The sequence below is a fragment of the Austwickia sp. TVS 96-490-7B genome (assembly GCF_019331795.1).
GTDB lineage: Bacteria > Actinomycetota > Actinomycetes > Actinomycetales > Dermatophilaceae > Austwickia.
This window is the reverse complement of the sequence record NZ_JAHPZL010000007.1, coordinates 240,326-261,703: the sequence shown is the minus strand read 5'-3', so window position 1 is coordinate 261,703 and position 21,378 is coordinate 240,326. Positions and strand designations below refer to the sequence as shown.

At 58.4% G+C, this 21,378-nt stretch carries 17 protein-coding genes; 1 reads left to right on the top strand and 16 read right to left on the bottom strand.

The window, feature by feature from the left end; all coding sequences use genetic code 11:
* Positions 1-5: 5 nt before the first annotated feature.
* From rplW to rpsJ, 4 genes are read right to left on the bottom strand one after another with little or no spacing between them, the layout of a single operon-like run.
* Positions 6-308 carry a 50S ribosomal protein L23 gene (gene rplW, locus KEM60_RS09320; RefSeq protein WP_219107238.1) on the bottom strand — a complete coding sequence of 101 codons (303 nt, stop codon included), beginning with the start codon at positions 306-308 and terminating at the stop codon, positions 6-8.
* On the bottom strand, positions 305-970 hold the full coding sequence (gene rplD / locus KEM60_RS09315; RefSeq protein WP_219107237.1) for a 50S ribosomal protein L4: 666 nt from the start codon (positions 968-970) through the stop codon (positions 305-307). Before rplD ends, rplW begins: the two co-directional genes overlap by 4 nt.
* Positions 971-974: 4 nt before the next feature.
* Entirely contained in the window at positions 975-1,631 is a 657-nt protein-coding gene (rplC, locus tag KEM60_RS09310; protein ID WP_219107236.1) for a 50S ribosomal protein L3, read from the bottom strand.
* Positions 1,632-1,642: 11 nt separating this feature from the next.
* On the bottom strand, positions 1,643-1,951 hold the full coding sequence (gene rpsJ / locus KEM60_RS09305) for a 30S ribosomal protein S10 (protein WP_006502853.1): 309 nt from the start codon (positions 1,949-1,951) through the stop codon (positions 1,643-1,645).
* Positions 1,952-2,417: 466 nt separating this feature from the next.
* Between rpsJ and KEM60_RS09300 the strand changes: the two genes are divergently transcribed.
* Positions 2,418-4,307, top strand: coding sequence for a GNAT family N-acetyltransferase (locus KEM60_RS09300; RefSeq protein ID WP_219107235.1), 1,890 nt, complete (start codon positions 2,418-2,420; stop codon positions 4,305-4,307).
* 75 nt (positions 4,308-4,382) lie between these two features.
* On the opposite strand, the gene tuf is transcribed toward KEM60_RS09300, so the two are convergent.
* The 12 genes from tuf to secE all read right to left on the bottom strand — a co-directional run bounded on the left by tuf (position 4,383) and on the right by secE (position 21,251).
* On the bottom strand, positions 4,383-5,576 hold the full coding sequence (tuf, locus tag KEM60_RS09295) for an elongation factor Tu (RefSeq protein ID WP_219107234.1): 1,194 nt from the start codon (positions 5,574-5,576) through the stop codon (positions 4,383-4,385).
* A 124-nt stretch (positions 5,577-5,700) separates the two neighbouring features.
* Positions 5,701-7,803 (bottom strand): elongation factor G, encoded by a 2,103-nt coding sequence (fusA, locus tag KEM60_RS09290; RefSeq protein WP_219107233.1) that lies wholly within the window; start codon positions 7,801-7,803, stop codon positions 5,701-5,703.
* A gap of 126 nt (positions 7,804-7,929) precedes the next feature.
* The gene (gene rpsG / locus KEM60_RS09285; RefSeq protein WP_219107232.1) at positions 7,930-8,400 is read right to left on the bottom strand and encodes a 30S ribosomal protein S7; all 471 of its coding nucleotides are present in this window, start codon (positions 8,398-8,400) and stop codon (positions 7,930-7,932) included.
* Complete coding sequence (rpsL, locus tag KEM60_RS09280; protein ID WP_219107571.1) at positions 8,400-8,774, bottom strand: 30S ribosomal protein S12; 375 nt, start codon at positions 8,772-8,774, stop codon at positions 8,400-8,402. The genes rpsG and rpsL overlap by 1 nt, the downstream gene beginning before the upstream one ends.
* Positions 8,775-9,209: 435 nt before the next feature.
* Positions 9,210-13,100 (bottom strand): DNA-directed RNA polymerase subunit beta', encoded by a 3,891-nt coding sequence (locus tag KEM60_RS09275; protein WP_219107231.1) that lies wholly within the window; start codon positions 13,098-13,100, stop codon positions 9,210-9,212.
* 198 nt (positions 13,101-13,298) lie between these two features.
* Positions 13,299-16,784 carry a DNA-directed RNA polymerase subunit beta gene (gene rpoB / locus KEM60_RS09270; RefSeq protein ID WP_219107230.1) on the bottom strand — a complete coding sequence of 1,162 codons (3,486 nt, stop codon included), beginning with the start codon at positions 16,782-16,784 and terminating at the stop codon, positions 13,299-13,301.
* Between the two features lie 453 nt (positions 16,785-17,237).
* The gene (gene rplL / locus KEM60_RS09265; RefSeq protein ID WP_219107229.1) at positions 17,238-17,627 is read right to left on the bottom strand and encodes a 50S ribosomal protein L7/L12; all 390 of its coding nucleotides are present in this window, start codon (positions 17,625-17,627) and stop codon (positions 17,238-17,240) included.
* Between the two features lie 67 nt (positions 17,628-17,694).
* A complete protein-coding gene (rplJ, locus tag KEM60_RS09260; protein WP_219107228.1) occupies positions 17,695-18,312 on the bottom strand; it encodes a 50S ribosomal protein L10 in 618 nt (205 codons plus the stop codon).
* Between the two features lie 399 nt (positions 18,313-18,711).
* Positions 18,712-19,431, bottom strand: a complete 720-nt coding sequence (rplA, locus tag KEM60_RS09255; protein WP_219107227.1) for a 50S ribosomal protein L1 — start codon at positions 19,429-19,431, stop codon at positions 18,712-18,714.
* A gap of 162 nt (positions 19,432-19,593) precedes the next feature.
* A complete protein-coding gene (gene rplK, locus KEM60_RS09250) occupies positions 19,594-20,022 on the bottom strand; it encodes a 50S ribosomal protein L11 (protein WP_219107226.1) in 429 nt (142 codons plus the stop codon).
* A gap of 86 nt (positions 20,023-20,108) precedes the next feature.
* Positions 20,109-20,882: a transcription termination/antitermination protein NusG gene (gene nusG, locus KEM60_RS09245; protein ID WP_219107225.1), complete on the bottom strand. Its 774-nt coding sequence runs from the start codon at positions 20,880-20,882 to the stop codon at positions 20,109-20,111.
* Positions 20,883-20,969: 87 nt separating this feature from the next.
* The gene (secE, locus tag KEM60_RS09240) at positions 20,970-21,251 is read right to left on the bottom strand and encodes a preprotein translocase subunit SecE (RefSeq protein ID WP_255574425.1); all 282 of its coding nucleotides are present in this window, start codon (positions 21,249-21,251) and stop codon (positions 20,970-20,972) included.
* Between the last annotated feature and the right edge of the window lie 127 nt (positions 21,252-21,378).

Here is a 21,378-nt window from a genome sequence, read left to right as displayed (position 1 = left end):
CTCGTTCAGGCGCTCGCCGTGCCGAAGATGTCGATCGAGCCTTCCTTGAGGGTGACGATCGCGCGCTTGGTGTCCTTACGACGACCGATTCCAAACCTGGTACGACGGGCTTTCCCCTGACGATTCAGAGTGTTGACCGAAGCAACCTTCACTTTGAAAATCGACTCAACTGCGATCTTGATCTCGGTCTTGTTCGCCCGAGGGTCCACCACGAAGGTGTACTTACCCTCATCCATCAGGCTGTAAGACTTTTCTGAGACGACCGGCTTCAACAGGATGTCTCGCGGGTCCTTGTTCAAGTTGCTCACTTGGAAGCCTCCTCGTCAGTGCCCTTCGCTCCGGCCTTGGCGCGGTCAGCGATAAAGGAACGGAGTGCCGCTTCGGAGAAGACGATGTCGTCAGCGCAAAGCACGTCATACGTGTTGAGCTGGTCAGCCATCAGCGCGTGCACCGCAGCGATGTTCCGAACGCTCAACCAAGCGTTCTCTTCCTCCCTGCCCAGCACCACTAGCAGGTTGCGACGGTCGCTCACCTTGGTGAGCAACTGCACCGCTGACTTTGTCGAGGGGGTTTCACCACCGACAAAATCAGTCACACAGTGAATCCGGCCGTGGCGAGCCCGATCAGAGAGTGCGCCTCGAAGAGCTGCCGCCTTCATCTTCTTGGGAGTGCGTTGGCTGTACTCACGCGGCTGAGGGCCGTGCACGGTACCACCACCAGCAAACTGGGGAGCACGAGTCGACCCTTGGCGGGCACGACCAGTTCCCTTCTGCCGGTAAGGCTTCCTGCCACCACCACGGACTTCACCGCGTGTTTTGGTGGCGTGTGTTCCCTGCCGTGCAGCAGCCAGCTGGGCTACGACGACCTGGTGAATCAAGGGGACGTTGGTCTGAGCATCGAAGATGTCAGCTGGCAGTTCGATGGAACCGCTCTTCTCTCCGACAGCAGTAAGAATGTCAATGGTCGTCATCGCGTCAGGCTCCCTTGGCAGCCGTGCGGACCAGAACCACGCCACCACGAGGACCAGGCACAGCCCCCTTGATCAGCAGCAGGCCCTTCTCCACGTCCACGGCGTGAATCGTCAGGTTCTGCGTCGTCTGGCGAACTCCACCCATGCGACCAGCCATCCGAACGCCCTTGAACACTCGGGCTGGAGTCGCGCAAGCTCCGATCGATCCCGGCTTGCGGTGGTTGCGGTGGGCACCGTGAGAGGCGCTTACGCCGGAGAAGCCGTGACGCTTCATGACACCGGCAAAACCCTTACCCTTTGTAGTTCCCGAGACATCAACCTTCGCACCAGCCTCAAAGGCTTCGACGGTAAGTTCCTGTCCTGGGGTGTATTCGGTTGCGTCTGCAGTCCGAATTTCGACTAGGTAACGGCGAGGCGTTACACCAGCCTTCTCAAAATGTCCGGTCTCAGGCTTGTTGACCTTACGAGGGTCAATAGCGCCGAATCCCAACTGGACGGCAGCGTAGCCGTCGCTCTCCAGGCTGCGAACCTGGGTCACGACGCACGGACCGGCCTTGATGACGGTTACCGGGACAAGGCGATTGTCGGCGTCCCACACCTGGGTCATTCCGAGCTTCTCGCCCAGCACGCCGGTAACGGTGCGCTCAGCAGCGTTAGTCATGGGTGCGTCCTTCAGAGCTTGATCTCGATGTTCACATCAGCCGGCAGGTCGAGCCGCATCAGCGAATCGACAGCCTTCGGCGTCGGGTCGACAATGTCGATCAGACGCTTGTGTGTGCGCATCTCAAAGTGCTCACGGCTGTCCTTGTACTTGTGGGGCGACCGGATGACGACGAAGACGTTTTTCTCCGTCGGGAGCGGCACGGGGCCCACCACAGTGGCGCCGGCGCGGGTGACCGTGTCGACAATCTTGCGCGCCGAGCTGTCGATGACCTCGTGGTCGTACGACTTCAGCCGGATGCGGATCTTCTGTCCCGCCATCGCTTCGTCTGACTCTCTCTCGTCGTTCCACTTCTTTCGGATAATCGGGGCTTACGTCCGACCCCCGGGGTCGGGCGTGTCGCTTTTACAGCTACACAGATGCCGACAATCTGATTCACCTGTTGACTTCTGTGTTGCTCGGTATTAGCGAGTGCCTCCGAAGCCCGACACTCCCTACCGAGCATCAACCGCATGGGCCGGACTCGGCTGCTAGTAACCTCTCAGCAAGGGACTGCGACGGGGCACGGTAAGCCCGCATCGCATGTCAAGCAACCGGTCCATAGTGCCAGAACACCACCTACAGATCCAAATCCTGAAGTCAGTGGATTGCCTCGAGGGCATCTCACCACCCCAGACGTGCCGGTAGCTGCGGTCGCCGCAGGTCCGCGTCAGCAGAGGACCAGCCTGACTACGCTTTCCTGGGTCTCCCCTATCAGGGTGGGAGCGGAAGCCACGGAGGCTGTTCATGAAAATTGGATTACTGACGCAGTGGTACGACCCCGAGCCAGGACCCGCGGCGCTACCAGGAGTTCTGGCGAGAGGACTCGCCGAACGAGGTCACGATGTCCGAGTCCTTACCGGAATCCCCAACTACCCTACTGGTGAAGTCCATGAGGGATATAAAGCCACTCGAGCTATCACAGAAAAAATGGGTGGGGTGACTGTACACCGCGTACCTCTATACCCAAGCCACGATGCCAGTGCAGTTCACCGAATCGCGAATTACTCTACCTTTGGAACTTCAGCCCTCATTGCAGCTCCTCATATTTTTTCGGACGTGGATGCGCTGTGGGTCAACTACTCCCCCATCACTGTTGGACCGGCGCAGTGGGCGGCTAAATATCTCCGATCCGTGCCGAGCGTAGTACATGTTCTTGACTTATGGCCTGACACAGTGATGGCAAGCGGACGAGCCACATCACCTGCTAGCAGCCAGGTTCTTCGCGGCCTTAACTATTGGTGTAAAGCCATGTATGGCGCTGCCGATAGCGTAGCTTACATCTCGCCTGGAGTAGGAAAAGTGTTGCAAGAACGCGGGGTAGCAGAACATAAACTCCACTATGTCCCCATGTGGGCTGATGAAAATATTTTTTACCCCACTACTGATAACATGCGTGCCCAACTGGGGATCTCCGAAGAGGCCACCGTGCTTCTCTATGCTGGCGCACTAGGTGTCGCCCAAAATCTCCGTCCCCTGATTCAGGCATGCGCCATGCTCCCTCGAGACGGAAGCTTCGTTGCCATCATTGCAGGATCTGGAACCGAAGAACAATCATTGCGATCCCTTTCCTCTGAAATAGCGAGCCAGAATATCAGATTTATCGGGAGAGTTCCGCAGCAGGAAATGACCTCTCTGATCTCCACTGCCGACCTATGTTATATCAGCCTAAACGACCATCCCCACGCACAGATTACCCTCCCTAGTAAAACACAATCCACATTTGCATCTAGTCGCGCCGTGATACTTAATGGAAAAGGAGATGCCGCTGAAATTCTTCGTGACGCCGACGCCGGCTGGGTATGCAATGAAAATAGCCCGGAAGGTATCTCTAATACATTAATGACAGCCATGTCGGCAGGAAGGTTAGCCATCAAGCGCAAAGGTGAGAACGGCCGAAAGTATTACTTGCGGAATTTCTCACAAAAAGTAGCTGTAGAAAATGTTGAAAAACTTCTACAGAACGCTGCGAGCTCGTCGAATCATCCCGCTTCTCTGACACAAGCAGATGCCGAATTGTTAAGCTCACCGCACCAGCTACACTACAGATCGCTGCGGCAAAGTGACCCGCGAGCTGCCGCTAAATTGCATATTGCAGCTTTTCCAAATTTTTTCTTATCACAGCTAGGGGAGCAGTTCCTCACTGAGTTTTACCGAGCATTCATTAATGACGAGTCGTCAATATCAGTCGTAGCAACTCATCCGAGTGGCGCGCTTGCTGGGATTTGCGTGGGAACAAGCGAGCCGCATGGATTTTATAGCCGTTTGGTGAAAAAAAGGGTCATCCCCTTTGCCCTAGCTAGCGCCCAAGCAAGCCTGAAGAACCCTCGAGCGATTCCCAGGCTTCTTCGTGGGTTCTTCTACCGAGGCGAGGCAGGCGGCCAGGTGAATGGCGCACTCCTAGCGTCAATCTGCGTTGATCCATCAATTCGCATCAGCGGAGTTGGCCAACAGCTGATTACGCGATGGATGAGCGCCGCTTCTAGCCAATGTGATTCAGCATTTCTGACTACAGACGCCAACGGGAACGATCATGTTAATCGGTTTTACCAACGGGCTGGCTGGTCTATCGAGTCAACGTTCAGCACCCCCGAAGGCCGGAGAATGAACCGATACCAGCACATTTTCCGTTCCTAAAAACTCGAACAGCGAGAGGGCCTGAGTGCAATGCACTCAGGCCCTCTCGCTTGCGCTCAAGCGGTGCCGCTCAGATCACTTGATGATCTTAGTGACGCGACCAGCGCCGACCGTGCGGCCACCTTCACGGATGTTGAACTTAAGGCCCTCTTCCATAGCGATGGGCTGGATGAGGTCAACCTTCATCTCAGTGTTGTCGCCGGGCATGACCATTTCGGTGCCCTCAGGAAGGTGCACCACACCGGTCACGTCGGTGGTACGGAAGTAGAACTGCGGACGGTAGTTGTCGTAGAACGGGGTGTGACGGCCACCCTCGTCCTTGGACAGGATGTACACACTGGCGTCAAACTCAGTGTGCGGCGTGATGGACGCCGGCTTACAGACGACCTGACCGCGCTCGACCTCTTCGCGCTTGATACCGCGGAGAAGCAGACCCACGTTCTCTCCCGCACGTCCCTCGTCGAGGAGCTTGCGGAACATCTCGATGCCGGTGACCGTGGTCTTCTGGGTCTTCTCGCGGATACCCACGATCTCGACCTCTTCGTTGACCTTGAGGATTCCACGCTCGATACGGCCGGTGACAACCGTGCCACGCCCCGTGATGGTGAAAACATCCTCGATCGGCATCATGAACGGCTTGTCCGTCTCACGCTGCGGCTCGGGGATGTAGGTGTCAACCGTAGACATGAGTTCGAGAACGGTCTTGGCCCACTCCGGGTCGCCCTCAAGAGCCTTGAGCGCCGAAACCTTCACGACCGGAAGATCATCACCGGGGAACTCGTAGCTCGACAGCAGCTCACGAACCTCCATCTCGACGAGCTCGAGGATTTCCTCGTCGTCGACCATGTCGGTCTTGTTCAGAGCAACAACGATGTAGGGCACACCAACCTGGCGAGCCAGAAGGACGTGCTCCTTCGTCTGCGGCATCGGGCCATCGGTAGCTGCGACCACGAGAATCGCGCCGTCCATCTGCGCCGCGCCGGTGATCATGTTTTTCACGTAGTCCGCGTGACCAGGGCAGTCGACGTGGGCGTAGTGCCGCGTCTCAGTCTGGTACTCCACGTGCGCGATGGAGATCGTGATACCACGCTGACGCTCTTCAGGTGCCTTGTCGATCTGATCGAACGGCGTGAAGGGGTTCAGGTCCGGGTACTGGTCGTGCAGAACCTTGGTAATGGCCGCCGTCAGCGTCGTCTTACCGTGGTCGATGTGACCAATGGTGCCGATGTTGACGTGCGGCTTGGTCCGCTCGAACTTCGCCTTCGCCACTGGGGTCCTCCTGTTGGACTTGGTGTTCTAACGCCGTACGCCAGGGTGGACGTGGCGACGTCTTTACTTGAGGGGTGGTACTGGTTTTCGATGTGAAGATCGTCAGCGGGTGAGTCTACCCGCCTCACTCGCCTCGCATCTTCTTGACGATCTCGTCTGCCACGTTCCTGGGAACTTCGGCATACGAGTCGAACTGCATCGTGTAGCTAGCCCGCCCCTGAGTCTTCGACCGCAGGTCACCGACATAGCCAAACATCTCCGACAACGGCACGAGCGCCCTGACGGACTTGGCACCGCTGATGTCCTCCATGGACTGAATGTGTCCGCGACGACTGTTCAAGTCGCCGATCACATCTCCCATGTAGTCCTCATGCGTACGCACCTCGACAGCCATCATAGGCTCCAGCAGAACCGGGTCTGCCTTGCGCACTGCTTCTTTGAGCACCATGGAACCAGCGATCTTGAAGGCCATCTCGGAGGAGTCGACCTCATGGTAAGCGCCGTCGAGGAGGGTCGCCTTGATGCCGACGAGGGGGTACCCCGCCAGGACACCGACCTGCATGGCGTCCTTAATGCCGTGATCGACGCTGGGAATGTACTCACGTGGGATGCGGCCACCGGTCACAGCATTGGTGAACTCATACATTTCACCCTCTGCAGTGTCCAGAGGTTCGATCGTGACTTGAACCTTGGCGTACTGGCCAGAACCACCAGTTTGCTTCTTGTGCGTATATTCAGCTTTTTCCACCTTGCGGCGGATGGTCTCACGGTACGCAACCTGAGGTTTACCTACGTTGGCCTCGACCTTGAACTCGCGCCGCATGCGGTCAACAAGAATGTCGAGGTGAAGCTCGCCCATTCCCTTGATAATGGTCTGCCCAGTTTCCTGGTCAAGCTCCACCTGGAATGTGGGGTCTTCTTCCGCGAGCTTCTGAATAGCCGTTGAAAGCTTCTCCTGGTCACCCTTGGTTTTTGGCTCAATGGCAACATTGATAACCGGGTCCGGGAAGGTCATTGACTCCAGCACCACATGATCTTGCGTGTCACACAAGGTGTCACCGGTGGTGGTGTCCTTCAAACCAATCATCGCGTAGATGTGGCCTGCGGACACCGAGTCGACCGGGTTTTCCTTGTTAGCGTGCATCTGGAAGAGCTTTCCAATGCGCTCTTTCTTCTGCTTCGTGGAGTTGTAGACCGGCTGTCCGGCAGCAATGTGACCTGAGTAAACACGGACATACGTCAGACGCCCAAAGAAGGGATGGCTGACCACCTTGAACGCCAAGGCCGCGAAGGGCTCATTGGCGTCGCTGTGACGGATAACTTCCTTTTCCTCATCACGGGGGTCGTGCCCGATAATGGCAGGCACATCCAATGGCGCAGGAAGGTAGTCGACAACCGCGTCCAGCATGGGCTGAACACCCTTGTTCTTGAAAGCGCTACCGCAGAAGACGGGGTATACCTCTGAGGCAATCGTCATCTTGCGAACTGCGGCCTTGATTTCCTCGGTGGTGAGCTCCTCACCTTCAAGGTATTTCTCCATCAAAGCGTCGTCGCTTTCAGCGACCTTCTCAACAAGCTCGTGGCGATACTGTTCGGCTTGCTCCCGCATATCCGCAGGGATGTCCTGAACCGCGTAGTCTTCGCCTTTTTGGACTTCACCCTGCCAAACGAAAGCTTTCATCGACAGCAAGTCGATGACGCCAGCAAAGGTGTTCTCCGCTCCGATTGGCAACTGCATCACCAAGGGCGTTGCACCAAGGCGATCTACAATCGTCTTGACAGTGAAAAAGAAATCCGCCCCCAATTTGTCCATCTTATTGACGAAACAAATACGCGGAACGTTGTACTTGTCAGCCTGACGCCACACGGTTTCCGACTGAGGCTCGACGCCCTCTTTACCGTCGAAGACTGCGACAGCTCCGTCGAGGACGCGGAGCGAACGCTCCACCTCTACAGTGAAGTCGACGTGGCCAGGCGTGTCGATGATGTTGACCTGGTGGTCTTTCCAGAAGCACGTGGTTGCGGCAGAGGTGATGGTGATACCACGCTCCGCTTCCTGCTCCATCCAGTCCATCGTCGAGGCACCATCGTGGGTCTCGCCGATCTTGTAGTTGATACCGGTATAGAACAGGATGCGCTCGGTGACGGTCGTCTTCCCAGCATCGATGTGCGCCATGATGCCGATGTTGCGGACCTTGCTCAGGTCCGTGAGGACATCCAGAGCCACTAGTTTTCTCGTCTCATCTCGTGTGGTCGTCGTAGTCGCGCTCTGACACCCGAATTGGGTATCGGCTTGCGAGCTCGCCCGCTGTAGCACGCCATGTCGCAAGCTGCAGCGGGCGACTCGGAATGATTACCAGCGGTAGTGCGCGAAGGCCTTGTTGGATTCAGCCATCTTGTGCGTGTCTTCACGCTTCTTGACAGCAGCACCCAGACCATTGCTCGCGTCCAAAATTTCGTTCATGAGGCGTTCGGTCATCGTCTTCTCACGACGCTGACGGCTGTAGCCCACCAGCCAGCGAAGCGCCAGCGTAGTAGATCGGCCCTGACGAACTTCTACCGGAACCTGGTAGGTTGCACCACCGACACGACGGCTACGAACCTCGAGGGTCGGCTTGACGTTATCCAAAGCCCTCTTGAGCGTGACTACCGGATCGGTGCCAGTCTTTTCACGGCACCCTTCGAGTGCACCGTAAACGATCCGCTCGGCAATCGACTTCTTGCCATCAAGCAAGATCTTGTTGACCAGCTGGGTGACCAACGGGGACCCATAAACTGGGTCAACGACGAGGGGACGCTTCGGCGCGGGTCCTTTGCGCGGCATTACTTCTTCTCCATCTTCGCGCCATAGCGGCTACGCGCCTGCTTGCGGTTCTTCACGCCCTGAGTGTCGAGGGAACCACGGATGATCTTGTATCGGACACCGGGGAGGTCCTTCACACGACCCCCACGCACGAGCACGATCGAGTGCTCCTGGAGGTTGTGTCCCACTCCGGGGATGTAGGCGGTCACCTCAATGCCCGACGTGAGCTTCACACGAGCAACCTTGCGGAGTGCCGAGTTGGGCTTCTTTGGGGTGGTGGTGTACACGCGCGTGCACACTCCACGACGCTGTGGGCTGCCTTTAAGGGCAGGAGTCTTGGCCTTGCTGGCCTTGTCCTGGCGCCCTTTACGGACGAGTTGGTTAATCGTAGGCACGAAATCTCCGTGGCTGGTCATGGCCGATCTATGTCGGCCTCCTTGGATGCTCTTTCTCACTACATGGATGAGGAAGAGGCTCTCACCTGCACTGTCACCGTCCCCCAGCTACCCCCTAGAGATACGGGGGGACTGAAGACTGGCCGACCGCCCGGCGGGAGGGCGTCCCGAACCGACATGTGGACCCGGGACATGCCCTAATAGCCTACCGGGTGGCCTCCCAGCAGCCAAATTCCTTCAGATGACTCCACTATCACACTCTCATGAGCTACTAGATGGCGGCTGTGACACGAGGGGCCCACATCACTGTGGGGGCTGACACCTTTGGCGTCAGCCCCCACAGTGGGTAGTACCGTCATGAACTTAGCCCTCAGCCAGGAGAAACATCCTCAAGGCCTCGCCAGACAAGTCCTGACTCACCACGTTGTCGCGAACTCAGTCACGGTCAAGACCCAACGAGGCATCATCCAATCGGACTGCTTCCCCGGTGCCCGGCCCAAACACTGAGTAGTCGAACTGGTGGTAGTCAGGCATCGCGTACATCGCAGCCTTGGCTTCTTCAGTCGGCTCAACCTTGACGTTGCGGTACCGCGGAAGCCCCGTACCTGCAGGGATGAGCTTTCCGAGGATCACATTTTCTTTGAGCCCGAGTAGCGGATCGCTCTTGGCGTGGATCGCCGCGTCCGTCAGAACTCGCGTGGTCTCCTGGAACGATGCTGCAGACAGCCAGCTATCGGTGGCCAACGATGCCTTGGTGATGCCCATCAGCTCAGGACGACCAGAGGCCGGGCGGCCGCCTTCAGAGACGACCCGACGGTTTTCCGTCTCAAACGCGCTGCGCTCAGCCATCGAACCAGGAAGCAATTCTGCGTCCCCTGCCTCAATGATCGTGACACGACGCAACATCTGCCGCACGATGACCTCGATGTGCTTGTCGTGAATCGACACACCTTGCTGCCGATACACGTTCTGCACCTCATCCACCAGGTGCATTTGGACTGCTCGAGGACCCTGGATTCGAAGAACCTGCTTCGGGTCGACTGCACCTTGAATCAGTTTGGCCCCAACATCGACATGATCACCATCGGCGACCAACAAACGGGCGCGCTTGCTCACCGGGTACGCATGTTCCTCCGAGCCGTCGTCGGGGGTCAACAGAACTCTACGTGCCTTATCCGTCTCCTCAATCTGAATCCGGCCTGCCGCCTCTGCGATTGGGGCAACACCCTTCGGTGTCCGCGCCTCAAAAAGCTCAACGACACGAGGCAAACCCTGAGTAATGTCGTCACCTGCAACACCACCGGTGTGGAAGGTCCGCATCGTGAGCTGAGTACCGGGTTCACCGATGGATTGCGCAGCGATGATACCGACAGCTTCGCCGATATCCACCAGCTTGCCAGTGGCCAAGCTACGCCCGTAGCACTTCGCGCAGGTGCCGACGTGGCTGTCGCAGGTGAGAACTGAACGAACTTTAACGCTCTCCACACCCGCAGCTACGAGTTCACCGATTACGACATCGCCGAGGTCAATTCCCGCCTCTGCTAGAACGGTCCCTTCAGCATCGACCACATCCTCAGCGAGGGTTCGCGCATAAACGCTTGTTTCTACATCGTCGTGAGCCGACAGAGTCCCATCTGCGTTACGCACCGCGATCGGCATGACCAGACCGCGGTCTGTACCGCAGTCATCTTCGCGGATAATGACGTCCTGCGATACGTCAACGAGACGCCGGGTCAAATAACCCGAATCCGCAGTACGCAACGCGGTGTCCGCAAGACCCTTACGGGCACCGTGCGTCGAAATAAAGAACTCCAAAACAGAGAGTCCCTCACGGAAGTTCGACTTAATTGGTCTAGGAATGATGTCACCCTTGGGGTTTGACACCAGACCTCGCATACCAGCAATCTGGCGCAACTGCATCCAGTTACCGCGAGCACCTGATGACACCATCCGGAAAATCGGGTTGGTGCGAGGAAGGTTGGACTCCATCTCCTTGGCGACTTCGTTCGTCGCCTGCGTCCAGATCTCGATCAATTCCTGACGACGCTCGTCATCCGTGATGAGACCACGTTCGTACTGAACCTGGACTTTGTCAGCTTTGGCTTCGTAACCACCCAGAATTTCGATCTTGCGCGGTGGCGTGACCACATCCGATACCGACACCGTGGTACCCGAGCGGGTCGCCCAGTAGAAGCCTGCGTCTTTCAGAGCGTCCAGGCTTGCAGCAACCTGCACCTTGCTGTAACGCTCAGCAAGGTCGTTGACAATGGCGCCAAGTCGCTTTTTATCGACAGGTGCGTCCACAAAGGGATAGTCCAGCGGCAGTGTGCGGTTGAAGATCGCTCGACCCAGGGTTGTCTGGAAGGTGAGGCTTTCGACCCGTCCATCCGGACCCACCTCCACTCCCTCGGGAAGCTCCATTCCCAATGGAGGAACGACATCCTGCAACCTGATAGTGATCAGCGAACCAATCTCAAGTTCCGATGAATCGAAAGCCATCCGCGCTTCGGCCTCGCTGCGGAACGCCCGCCCGCTGCCCTTACCTTCTACCGCTTCGCTGGTGAGATGGAACAAGCCGATGATCATGTCCTGCGAGGGCATGGTCACTGGCCGACCGTCGGCAGGTTTAAGGATGTTATTGCTGGACAACATCAAGATGCGCGCTTCGGCTTGAGCCTCAGCGGACAACGGAACGTGAACAGCCATTTGATCGCCGTCGAAGTCAGCGTTGAATGCTCCACAGACCAGCGGATGCAACTGCACCGCTTTACCCTCAACAAGCTGCGGTTCGAACGCCTGAATACCGAGACGGTGCAGCGTAGGAGCACGGTTGAGCAGCACAGGGTGCTCAGTGATGACCTCTTCCAGAACATCCCACACTGCGGGACGAGCACGCTCGACCATCCGCTTCGCAGACTTGATGTTTTGGGCGTGGTCAAGATCGACCAGCCGCTTCATCACAAATGGCTTGAAGAGTTCGAGTGCCATCTGCTTTGGCAGACCGCACTGGTGCAGCTTCAGCTGTGGCCCGACAACGATGACCGAACGACCGGAGTAATCAACACGCTTACCCAAGAGGTTCTGGCGGAATCGTCCTTGCTTACCTTTGAGCATGTCAGACAAGGACTTCAACGGCCGGTTTCCTGGACCGGTCACTGGGCGACCACGCCGCCCGTTATCGAACAAAGCGTCGACGGCCTCTTGCAGCATGCGCTTCTCGTTATTCACGATGATCTCAGGAGCCCCAAGATCCAGCAACCGCTTCAGGCGATTATTACGGTTGATGACACGCCGGTATAGGTCATTGAGGTCTGAGGTGGCGAATCGACCACCATCGAGTTGAACCATCGGCCGCAGGTCTGGAGGGATCACTGGGACACAGTCGAGCACCATCGACATCGGGGTGTTACCAGTGGTCTGGAACGCAGTCACCACACGCAGACGCTTCAGCGCGCGAGTCTTTCGCTGCCCCTTACCAGTGGCAATGATCTCGCGAAGCAACTCAGATTCGGCCTCAAGGTCAAAGGTCTCGAGCCGCTTCTGCAGAGCAGCCGCGCCCATTCCGCCTTCGAAATACATGCCGTAGCGGTCACGCATCTCCCGGTAAAGAACCTCGTCACCTTCGAGGTCTTGCACCTTGAGGTTCTTGAAGCGGTCCCATACCTGATCGAGTCGCTCGATCTGAGCATCGGCCCGCTTCCGCAGGTTATTCATCTCTCGCTCGGCGCCTTCACGCACCTTACGCCGGACGTCGCCTTTAGCGCCTTCCGCTTCAAGCTCAGCGAGATCGGTCTCCAACTTCTTGGCGCGTGCCTCAATGTCAGAGTCCCGCTGCGCTGCGATGACGCGTTTCTCACCGTCAATTTGAGCCTCAAGGCTGGGCAGATCCCGATGCCGACCCTCTTCATCCACCGAGGTGATCATGTATGCAGCGAAGTAGATGACCTTTTCAAGGTCCTTCGGCGCAAGATCCAGCAAGTAGCCGAGGCGGCTAGGGACACCCTTGAAGTACCAGATGTGAGTGACCGGAGCGGCGAGCTCAATGTGCCCCATGCGTTCGCGCCGAACGCCAGAGCGAGTGACCTCTACCCCACAGCGCTCACAGATGATCCCCTTGAAGCGAACTCGCTTGTATTTTCCGCAATAGCACTCCCAGTCCCGGGTAGGACCAAAGATCTTCTCGCAGAAAAGACCGTCCTTCTCAGGCTTCAGTGTGCGGTAGTTGATGGTCTCGGGCTTCTTGACCTCACCGTGGCTCCAGGCGCGGATGTCATCCGCGCTAGCCAATCCGATCCGCAGCTCGTCGAAGAAGTTCACGTCCAGCACTGAGTGCTCCTCGCTGAAGTTTCGTCAGTACGTCTTAGCGTTTGGTAATTCGCAAAGATGCCCGCTGAAGCCGACATAGCATGTCAGGGGCGTGAGGGGAGGACAGTTGATGATCTGAGACATCGGGCTCCTCCCCCGTTCACCGTCTCGGCCAGGTACACCTGGCCGAGACGGGCGAGACGTGTGGCTGAAGTAGTCCTAGACCTCTTCGACGGTGCTCGGCTCGCGACGAGACAGGTCGATTCCCAGTTCTTCCGCAGCACGGAAGACTTCCTGATCCGACTCCCTGAGATCTATCTGGGAACCATCCGAGGAAAGAACCTCAACATTGAGGCAGAGACTCTGCATTTCCTTGATCAGAACCTTGAATGATTCAGGAATTCCTGGCTCAGGGATGTTCTCGCCTTTAACGATGGCCTCGTAGACCTTCACGCGTCCAGTGACATCATCCGATTTAATCGTCAGGAGTTCCTGGAGAGCGTAAGCGGCGCCGTAGGCCTCCAGGGCCCACACCTCCATTTCACCGAAGCGCTGTCCACCGAACTGGGCTTTACCACCCAACGGCTGCTGCGTGATCATCGAGTAAGGACCTGTGCTCCGCGCATGGATCTTATCGTCGACCAAGTGGTGAAGTTTCAAGATGTACATGTATCCGACTGAAATCGGAGCTGGGAATGGCTCCCCGGAACGGCCGTCAAATAGCTGCGCCTTGCCGGAGGCTCCAATCAAACGGACACCGTCACGCGTGGGATGGGTTGAGTCGAGAAGACCAGTAATTTCTTCTTCCCGTGCACCGTCGAACACCGGCGAGGCAACACGCGTCCGTGGCCCGACCTCGCGGACCTCTTCAGGCATGTTGCGTGCCCATTCTGGTGTGCCTTCAATTTTCCACCCGCGGCTCGCAGCCCACCCGAGATGAATTTCCAACACCTGGCCAATATTCATACGGCCAGGAACACCGAGCGGGTTCAGGATGACATCAACTGGGGTGCCGTCCAGGAGGAAGGGCATGTCTTCCACCGGGACAATTTTCGAGATAACACCCTTGTTGCCGTGACGACCAGCAAGTTTGTCACCGTCAGTGATCTTGCGTCGGTTTGCGACGTACACACGCACCAGCTGGTTGACGCCTGGAGGAAGCTCGTCACCCTCCTCACGGTCGAACACCTTGACATGGATGACCGTGCCAGTCTCACCGTGTGGAACCTTCAGGGAGGTGTCCCGGACTTCACGGGCCTTTTCCCCGAAGATTGCGCGGAGCAGTCGCTCCTCTGGGGTCAGCTCGGTCTCACCCTTTGGGGTTACCTTGCCGACCAACAGGTCACCGTCGCGAACCTCAGCGCCGATACGGATGATGCCGCGCTCGTCTAAGTCAGCAAGGACCTCCTCAGAGACATTCGGGATATCCCGAGTAATCTCCTCTGGGCCGAGCTTGGTGTCTCGTGCATCGATTTCGTGCTCTTCGATGTGAATCGACGACAAGACGTCGTCCTGGACCAAGCGTTGGGACAGGATGATGGCATCTTCGTAGTTCAGACCCTCCCACGGCATAAAAGCCACTAGGAGATTACGGCCCAGGCTCATCTCGCCGCCGTCAGTGGCCGGTCCGTCGGCGATGACCGCGCCGGCTTCCAAGCGCTGTCCTTCGTCGACCACAACGCGCTGGTTGTAGCTGGTGCCTTGGTTGGACCTCTGGAACTTGGCAATCCGGTACGTCTGATGGGAGCCGTCATCGTTGGCCACTGTCACCATGTCTGCGGCAACGGACTCCACCACGCAGCCCTGCTTTGCCCGGACTACATCACCGGAGTCCAGAGCAGCCCGAAACTCCATGCCGGTACCGACGAGGGGGGCTTCGCTGCGCACCAGCGGGACCGCCTGCCGCTGCATGTTGGCACCCATGAGCGCTCGGTTGGCGTCATCGTGCTCGAGGAAGGGGATCAGCGCCGTCGCCGCGGACACCATCTGGCGCGCTGAGACATCCATGTAATCGACCTCGTCCCCAGGGACGTCGATCGCTTCACCGCCCTTGGTGCGGACCAGAACGCGCTCCTCAGCGAAATGCCCATCTGAGGTCAGCGGGGCGTTGGCCTGGGCGATGACGAATTCGTCTTCCTCGTCAGCTGAGAGGTAGTGAACTTCATCGCTGACCTGTCCAGCATCGACTCGCCGGTAGGGCGTTTCGATGAATCCGAACGGGTTGATTCGACCGTAGGACGCCAATGAACCGATCAGACCGATGTTAGGACCCTCAGGAGTCTCAATCGGACACATGCGGCCGTAGTGGCTGTGATGAACGTCTCGCACTTCCATGCCAGCTCGGTCACGGGACAAACCGCCCGGGCCCAGCGCGGACAGACGACGTTTGTGCGTCAAACCTGCGAGTGGGTTGTTCTGGTCCATGAACTGGGACAACTGGCTGGTGCCGAAGAACTCCTTGATGGAGGCCACCACCGGCCGGATATTGATCAAAGTCTGAGGTGTGATGGCTTCGACGTCCTGCGTCGTCATCCGTTCCCGGACCACCCGCTCCATACGGGAGAGGCCAGTGCGTACTTGATTCTGGATGAGCTCGCCGACGTTACGCAGGCGGCGGTTTCCGAAGTGGTCGATGTCGTCGACTTCGACTCGAATGTCTGCTTCTTCGCCGTGACGTACACCTTTGAAGCTGGTCTCTCCGGCGTGCAGCGACACCAGATAACGGATCGTCGCGACAACGTCGTCCACTGTGAGGGTGGAGGCGGAAAGGTCGGTCTCGATGCCCAGCTTCTTGCTCAGCTTGTAACGGCCAACCTTAGCGAGGTCGTACCGCTTCGGGTTGAAGTACAAATTGTCAAGCAGCGCTTGAGCAGCCTCCTTGGTCGGCGGCTCGCCTGGGCGCAACTTCCGGTAGATATCAAGCAGAGCTTCATCCTGGCCAGCAGTGTGGTCTTTTTCCAGGGTCGCCCGCATGGACTCGTATTCCCCGAACTCCTCGAGGATTTTCGCGTCACTCCACCCCAGAGCCTTGAGGAGCACTGTGACTGACTGCTTACGCTTGCGATCCACTCGCACGCCAACCATGTCGCGCTTGTCGATCTCAAACTCTAACCAGGCACCACGGCTGGGAATGACTTTGGCCGTGTAGATGTCCTTGTCAGAGGTCTTGTCGGGGGTCCGCTCGAAGTACACACCCGGGCTACGCACCAGCTGACTGACCACGACACGTTCCGTACCGTTAATCACAAAGGTGCCGCGGTCTGTCATCAATGGGAAGTCACCCATGAACACGGTCTGGCTCTTGATTTCACCAGTGTTGTTGTTCATGAACTCCGCAGTCACGAAGAGTGGGGCGCTATATGTCATATCGCGCTCTTTGCACTCTTCGATGGAGTACTTCTGCTCTTCGAAGCGGTGGTCACGGAACGAGAGCGACATCGATCCCGCGAAGTCCTCGATGGGTGAGATCTCCTCAAAGATCTCCTCGAGGCCTGAACGTTCGGGCACGTCGTGGCGTCCGGCCTCCAAGGCCTCTTCCACGCGCGCCTGCCAACGCTCATTGCCAAGAAGCCAGTCAAAGCTCTCGGTTTGCAGTGCCAGGAGGTCCGGAACCTCCAGCGGCTCACGAATCTTGGCGAACGACACCCGGCCGGAAGCCGTAAGTGCGGGGGACAACTTCTGGTTCGCAATGCGCGAGGCAGCCAAGGAGGGTCCTTCCACGGGCCTATGTCACGATCGGCGGTTTCATCGCACCGCCCGTCGTCGACCTGGAGTCATCCATCACCCAGCTTCGGCGTCCTAGGAACCGCAGCTCCAGGACCACTACGCATCGGCGATGACGATGTCTTCGCAGACCATAAGAAAGAAGGGCAGCGCAAAGCGACAGCATACCCACTTTGACTAGCGTAGTCCAATCCTAGGACAGGGCTCATCACGCACCATGCCAGAACTTCACAGGGCGCCAGACGGCGATGTACCGCTGATACAGCAATGATGCGGACACTCGCCCGAGGACACGAGGATGCCTGCCTCCTGGCTGTACGTCAAGGCAGACATGGAGAATGGGTCCGCTCCCAAGGGAGCGGACCCATTCTCCAATGCTATCTAGCAGCCAGACTTCGGCCCGCCAGAGCGTAATCACCCCTCACGGGGCACAGATCACTTGAGCTCGACGGTGGCGCCGGCGCCTTCGAGGGCAGCCTTGGCCTTCTCCGCGGAGTCCTTGTCAACCTTCTCCAGGACGGGCTTGGGGGCGCCGTCAACCAGGTCCTTGGCTTCCTTCAGCCCGAGGCTGGTCAGCGCACGGACCTCCTTGATGACCTGGATCTTCTTGTCGCCGGCCGCCATGAGGACGACATCGAACTCGTCCTTCTCGTCCTCCGCAGCGGCACCATCGTCGGCACCACCGGCGGGGGCCATTGCCATCGCCATCGGCGCGGCGGCGGTAACGTCGAAGGTCTCCTCGAACGCCTTCACGAACTCGGAAAGCTCGATGAGGGTCATCTCCTTGAATGCGTCAAGGAGCTCTTCGGTGCTGAGCTTGGCCATGATGGCTTCCTTCCTTAGCTTGTGCCGTGAGTGGCTGGTGTTGGTAATGAGCTGCTCCTGTCAGGAGTCAGCTCGCGTCGCCACCCTCGGCGACGTCTGCCGTGGCCTCTGCTGCCGCATCGGCCGTGGTGTCCTGCTCCTCCTGTGAACCGGCAGCCCCCGACGGGCCCTCCGACTCGACCTTCGCGCGCAACGCGTCGACCGTACGAGCGGCCTTCGACAACGGTGCGGCGAACAGGTAGGCAGCCTGGCTGATCGACGCCTTCATAGCGCCGGCCAGCTTGGCCAGCAGCACCTCGCGCGACTCGAGGTCCGCGAGCTTGGTGATCTCCTCGGCCGAGAGCGACTTTCCTTCGAGGTAGCCGCCCTTGATCACGAGAAGAGGGTGCGCCTTGGCGAAGTCACGCAGGCTCTTAGCAGCCTCCACCGGGTCGCCGGTGATGAAGGCAATCGCCGAGGGGCCGGACAGCTGGCCCTCGAAGGCCTTAACTCCAGCCTCCTTCGCCGCGATGTCCGTGAGCGTGTTCTTCACCACGGAGTACGTCCCGTTCGCACGCAGCGAGTTCCGCAGCTCCTTGAGCTGCGCCACGGTCAGACCGCGGTACTCCGTGAGAACGGCCGCACCGGACTCGCGGAACTTGTCCGTGAGCTCGGCGATGGCTGCCTGCTTCTGCGGCGTTGCCATTGGGCCTCCTTCTCCTGGTGTGCCGGCACCCAGAGGCCCCGAAAAACATTAAGGCTCCCGGCACAGGGCACGGGAGCCTGACATCATTTTTCACTCATGGTGGAAATGACATTGCTTCGCGGCCTGCGCTGGACGCCCCGCAAGGGGCCTTAGGTTGCACCTGCTCCGAAGAGTGAGGTGACAACATCCGGCGGTCATGGGTCGCAATAATCCTATCTGCCAAATTCCGGACAGACAAATCCGATCAGACCAGATCCCCTCGGTGGGCCATGAGGTCCACCGGAGATGCCGAGCGCCAGATATCACCACTGCTGACGATGCCAGCGCATTCCAGAGATGCAGATGAGGGGTGGTGACACCGGAAGGCGTCACCACCCCTCATCGAACCCAGATGGGAGATCAGGCTGAAGCGCCATCCTCGTCCATCAGGTTACGAGTCTTGCTGTGGTCCAGCGGGATGCCAGGGCCCATAGTGGTGGCCATGGTGGCTTTGGTGATATAGCGGCCCTTCGATGCCGACGGCTTGAGACGCATCACTTCGTCCATCGCGGCCGCGTAGTTTTCCACCAGGGCTTGTTCAGTGAACGATGCCTTCCCGATGATGAAGTGCAGGTTCGAGTGCTTGTCGACGCGGAACTCGATCTTTCCGCCCTTGATGTCAGTCACAGCTTTAGCGACATCCATCGTCACCGTTCCGGTCTTCGGGTTCGGCATGAGTCCACGAGGGCCGAGGACCTTACCAAGACGCCCGACTTTACCCATCAGATCAGGAGTGGCGACAACAGCGTCGAAGTCCAGCCATCCACCTTGAATTTTCTGGATCAGCTCGTCGGAACCGACGTGATCAGCACCAGCTTCGGTAGCCGCCTGAGCGTTGGCACCGGTAGCAAACACCAGGACTCGGGCGGTCTTACCTGTGCCATGAGGAAGGTTGACCGTTCCGCGGACCATCTGATCCGCTTTGCGAGGGTCAACACCCAACCGCAGAGCAACCTCGACGGTGGAGTCGTACTTGGTGGTGCTGGTCTCCTTAGCCAGGCGCACCGCCTGGAGAGGGGCGTACAGCCGGTCAGTTGAAATCTTCTCGGCAGATGCCCGGTAGGCCTTGCTGCGCTTCATCTCTACTCCTTGAATTCGCTGAAATAGGTTGCCACGTGGCTACCTGTGGAGTTCGTGGTGCGGGCCAGCGCTTGACCCTGCCACTGACTGAGATGGGGCTGACCCTTCTCACTAGATCAGCCCCACCACAGAAACTCTGGAGGACTGACGTCCCCAGGGACGTCACTGGACGTTGACGCCCATCGACCGTGCGGTCCCAGCGATGATCTTCATCGCCTGCTCGATGTCATTCGCATTCAGGTCGGCCAACTTCTGAGTGGCGATCTCCCGAACCTGGTCCTGTGTCAGGGTGGCGACCTTCGTCTTGTGAGGTTCGCTGGAACCCTTGGCAACGCCAGCAGCCTTCTTGATCATCTCAGCAGCTGGCGGTGTTTTGGTGACGAAGGTGAAGGAGCGGTCTTCATAGACCGTGATCTCAACCGGGATAACGTTGCCGCGCTGGGACTCCGTCGCGGCGTTGTAGGCCTTGACGAACTCCATGATGTTGACACCGTGCTGACCCAACGCCGGGCCCACCGGCGGAGCCGGAGTGGCCTGACCAGCCTGGATCTGAAGCTTGATGTAGCCGGAGACCTTCTTCTTGGGAGGCATGCGCTTCCTTCTCTCGGTGTAGGCCTACGCCATGGGCGATGACCTGGTTGCATGATTCCCCTCGCGGGGATGGACTGCCGCAGCGATCAGATCTTGGCAACCTGATTGAACGACAGCTCGACCGGGGTTTCCCGACCGAAGATCGACACGAGCACCTTCAGCTTGGACGTCTCAGGAATGATCTCGGAGATAGTCGCAGGCATTGTCTCAAAGGGGCCCTCCATGACGGTGACAGATTCACCGATCTCAAAGTCCACCGCAGCTGCAGATTCGGCCACCTTGGGTGCAGGTTTGGCGACAGCCTGCGATTCCTCCGCCTCCAAAGACGGAGCAAGCATGGAAAATACTTCATCCAAGCTCAGCGGAACTGGCGAATAGGCGTTACCCACAAAGCCGGTGACACCGGGGGTGTGGCGAACCGTGCCCCAGCTCTCATCGGTGAGGTCCATACGAACCAGGACATACCCAGGCATGCGGACCCGCCGGACCAGCTTCTTCTGACCGTTCTTGATCTCAGTGACCTGCTCCATGGGCACTTCAGCCTGGAAGATGTAATCCTCCATATTCAAGGATTGGGCTCGCTGCTCGAGGTTGGCCTTTACCCGGTTTTCATACCCGGCGTAACTGTGGATGACATACCAGTCACCAGGCTGGGTCCGCAGTAGGCGGCGAAGCTCCTCAGCAGGGTCAGCTTCAATGTCGGCAGCCTCGGCATCGTCCAGCACGACCTGCTCGTCGTCGGCCGCCGGAGCCGTCTGCTCCACATCGGTCATGGCCTCGGCGGGCGTCTCCGCTGCCTCTTCCACGACGACCGGGTCGGCCTGGTCGTCCGCGGAACCGGGCGTCCACTGCTCAGACACGTCGATGACCTTCCTTTTGCGATGTTCTGGTACGGCGCCGATCGGTGGATCGGAGAAGTTGTGGCGATGCGGGAAAGAGACGAAGCACTAACCAGCGAACACCCAGAACACCAGCCTTGTGAAGGCTGAGTCCAAGGCGAAGACAAACACCATGATGGTGACCACGAAGGCAATGACCACTGTGGTGTAGGTCATCCACTCGGGGCGAGTGGGCCGAACAACTTTGCGGAGTTCGTCCACAATCTGACGCAGGAAACGGGCCAACCGGGCAAAAAGCCCTGGCCGAGCTGTCTTGGCCGGGCTAGCACGCCGCATGGGAGCAGCATCGGCTGAGCGCTGCGTGGCACCAGTGCGGTCGTCGGCCACCATTCCTCATCTCCTACGCTGATCGGCGCCACAGCCTAAGTCATGCTGTGGCGCCGCCGGCGTGTGCTCGTGTCCTGTTACCATCCGCGTGGCATATGGCGCGTCCAACGGACGCGCCATATGCCTGCAC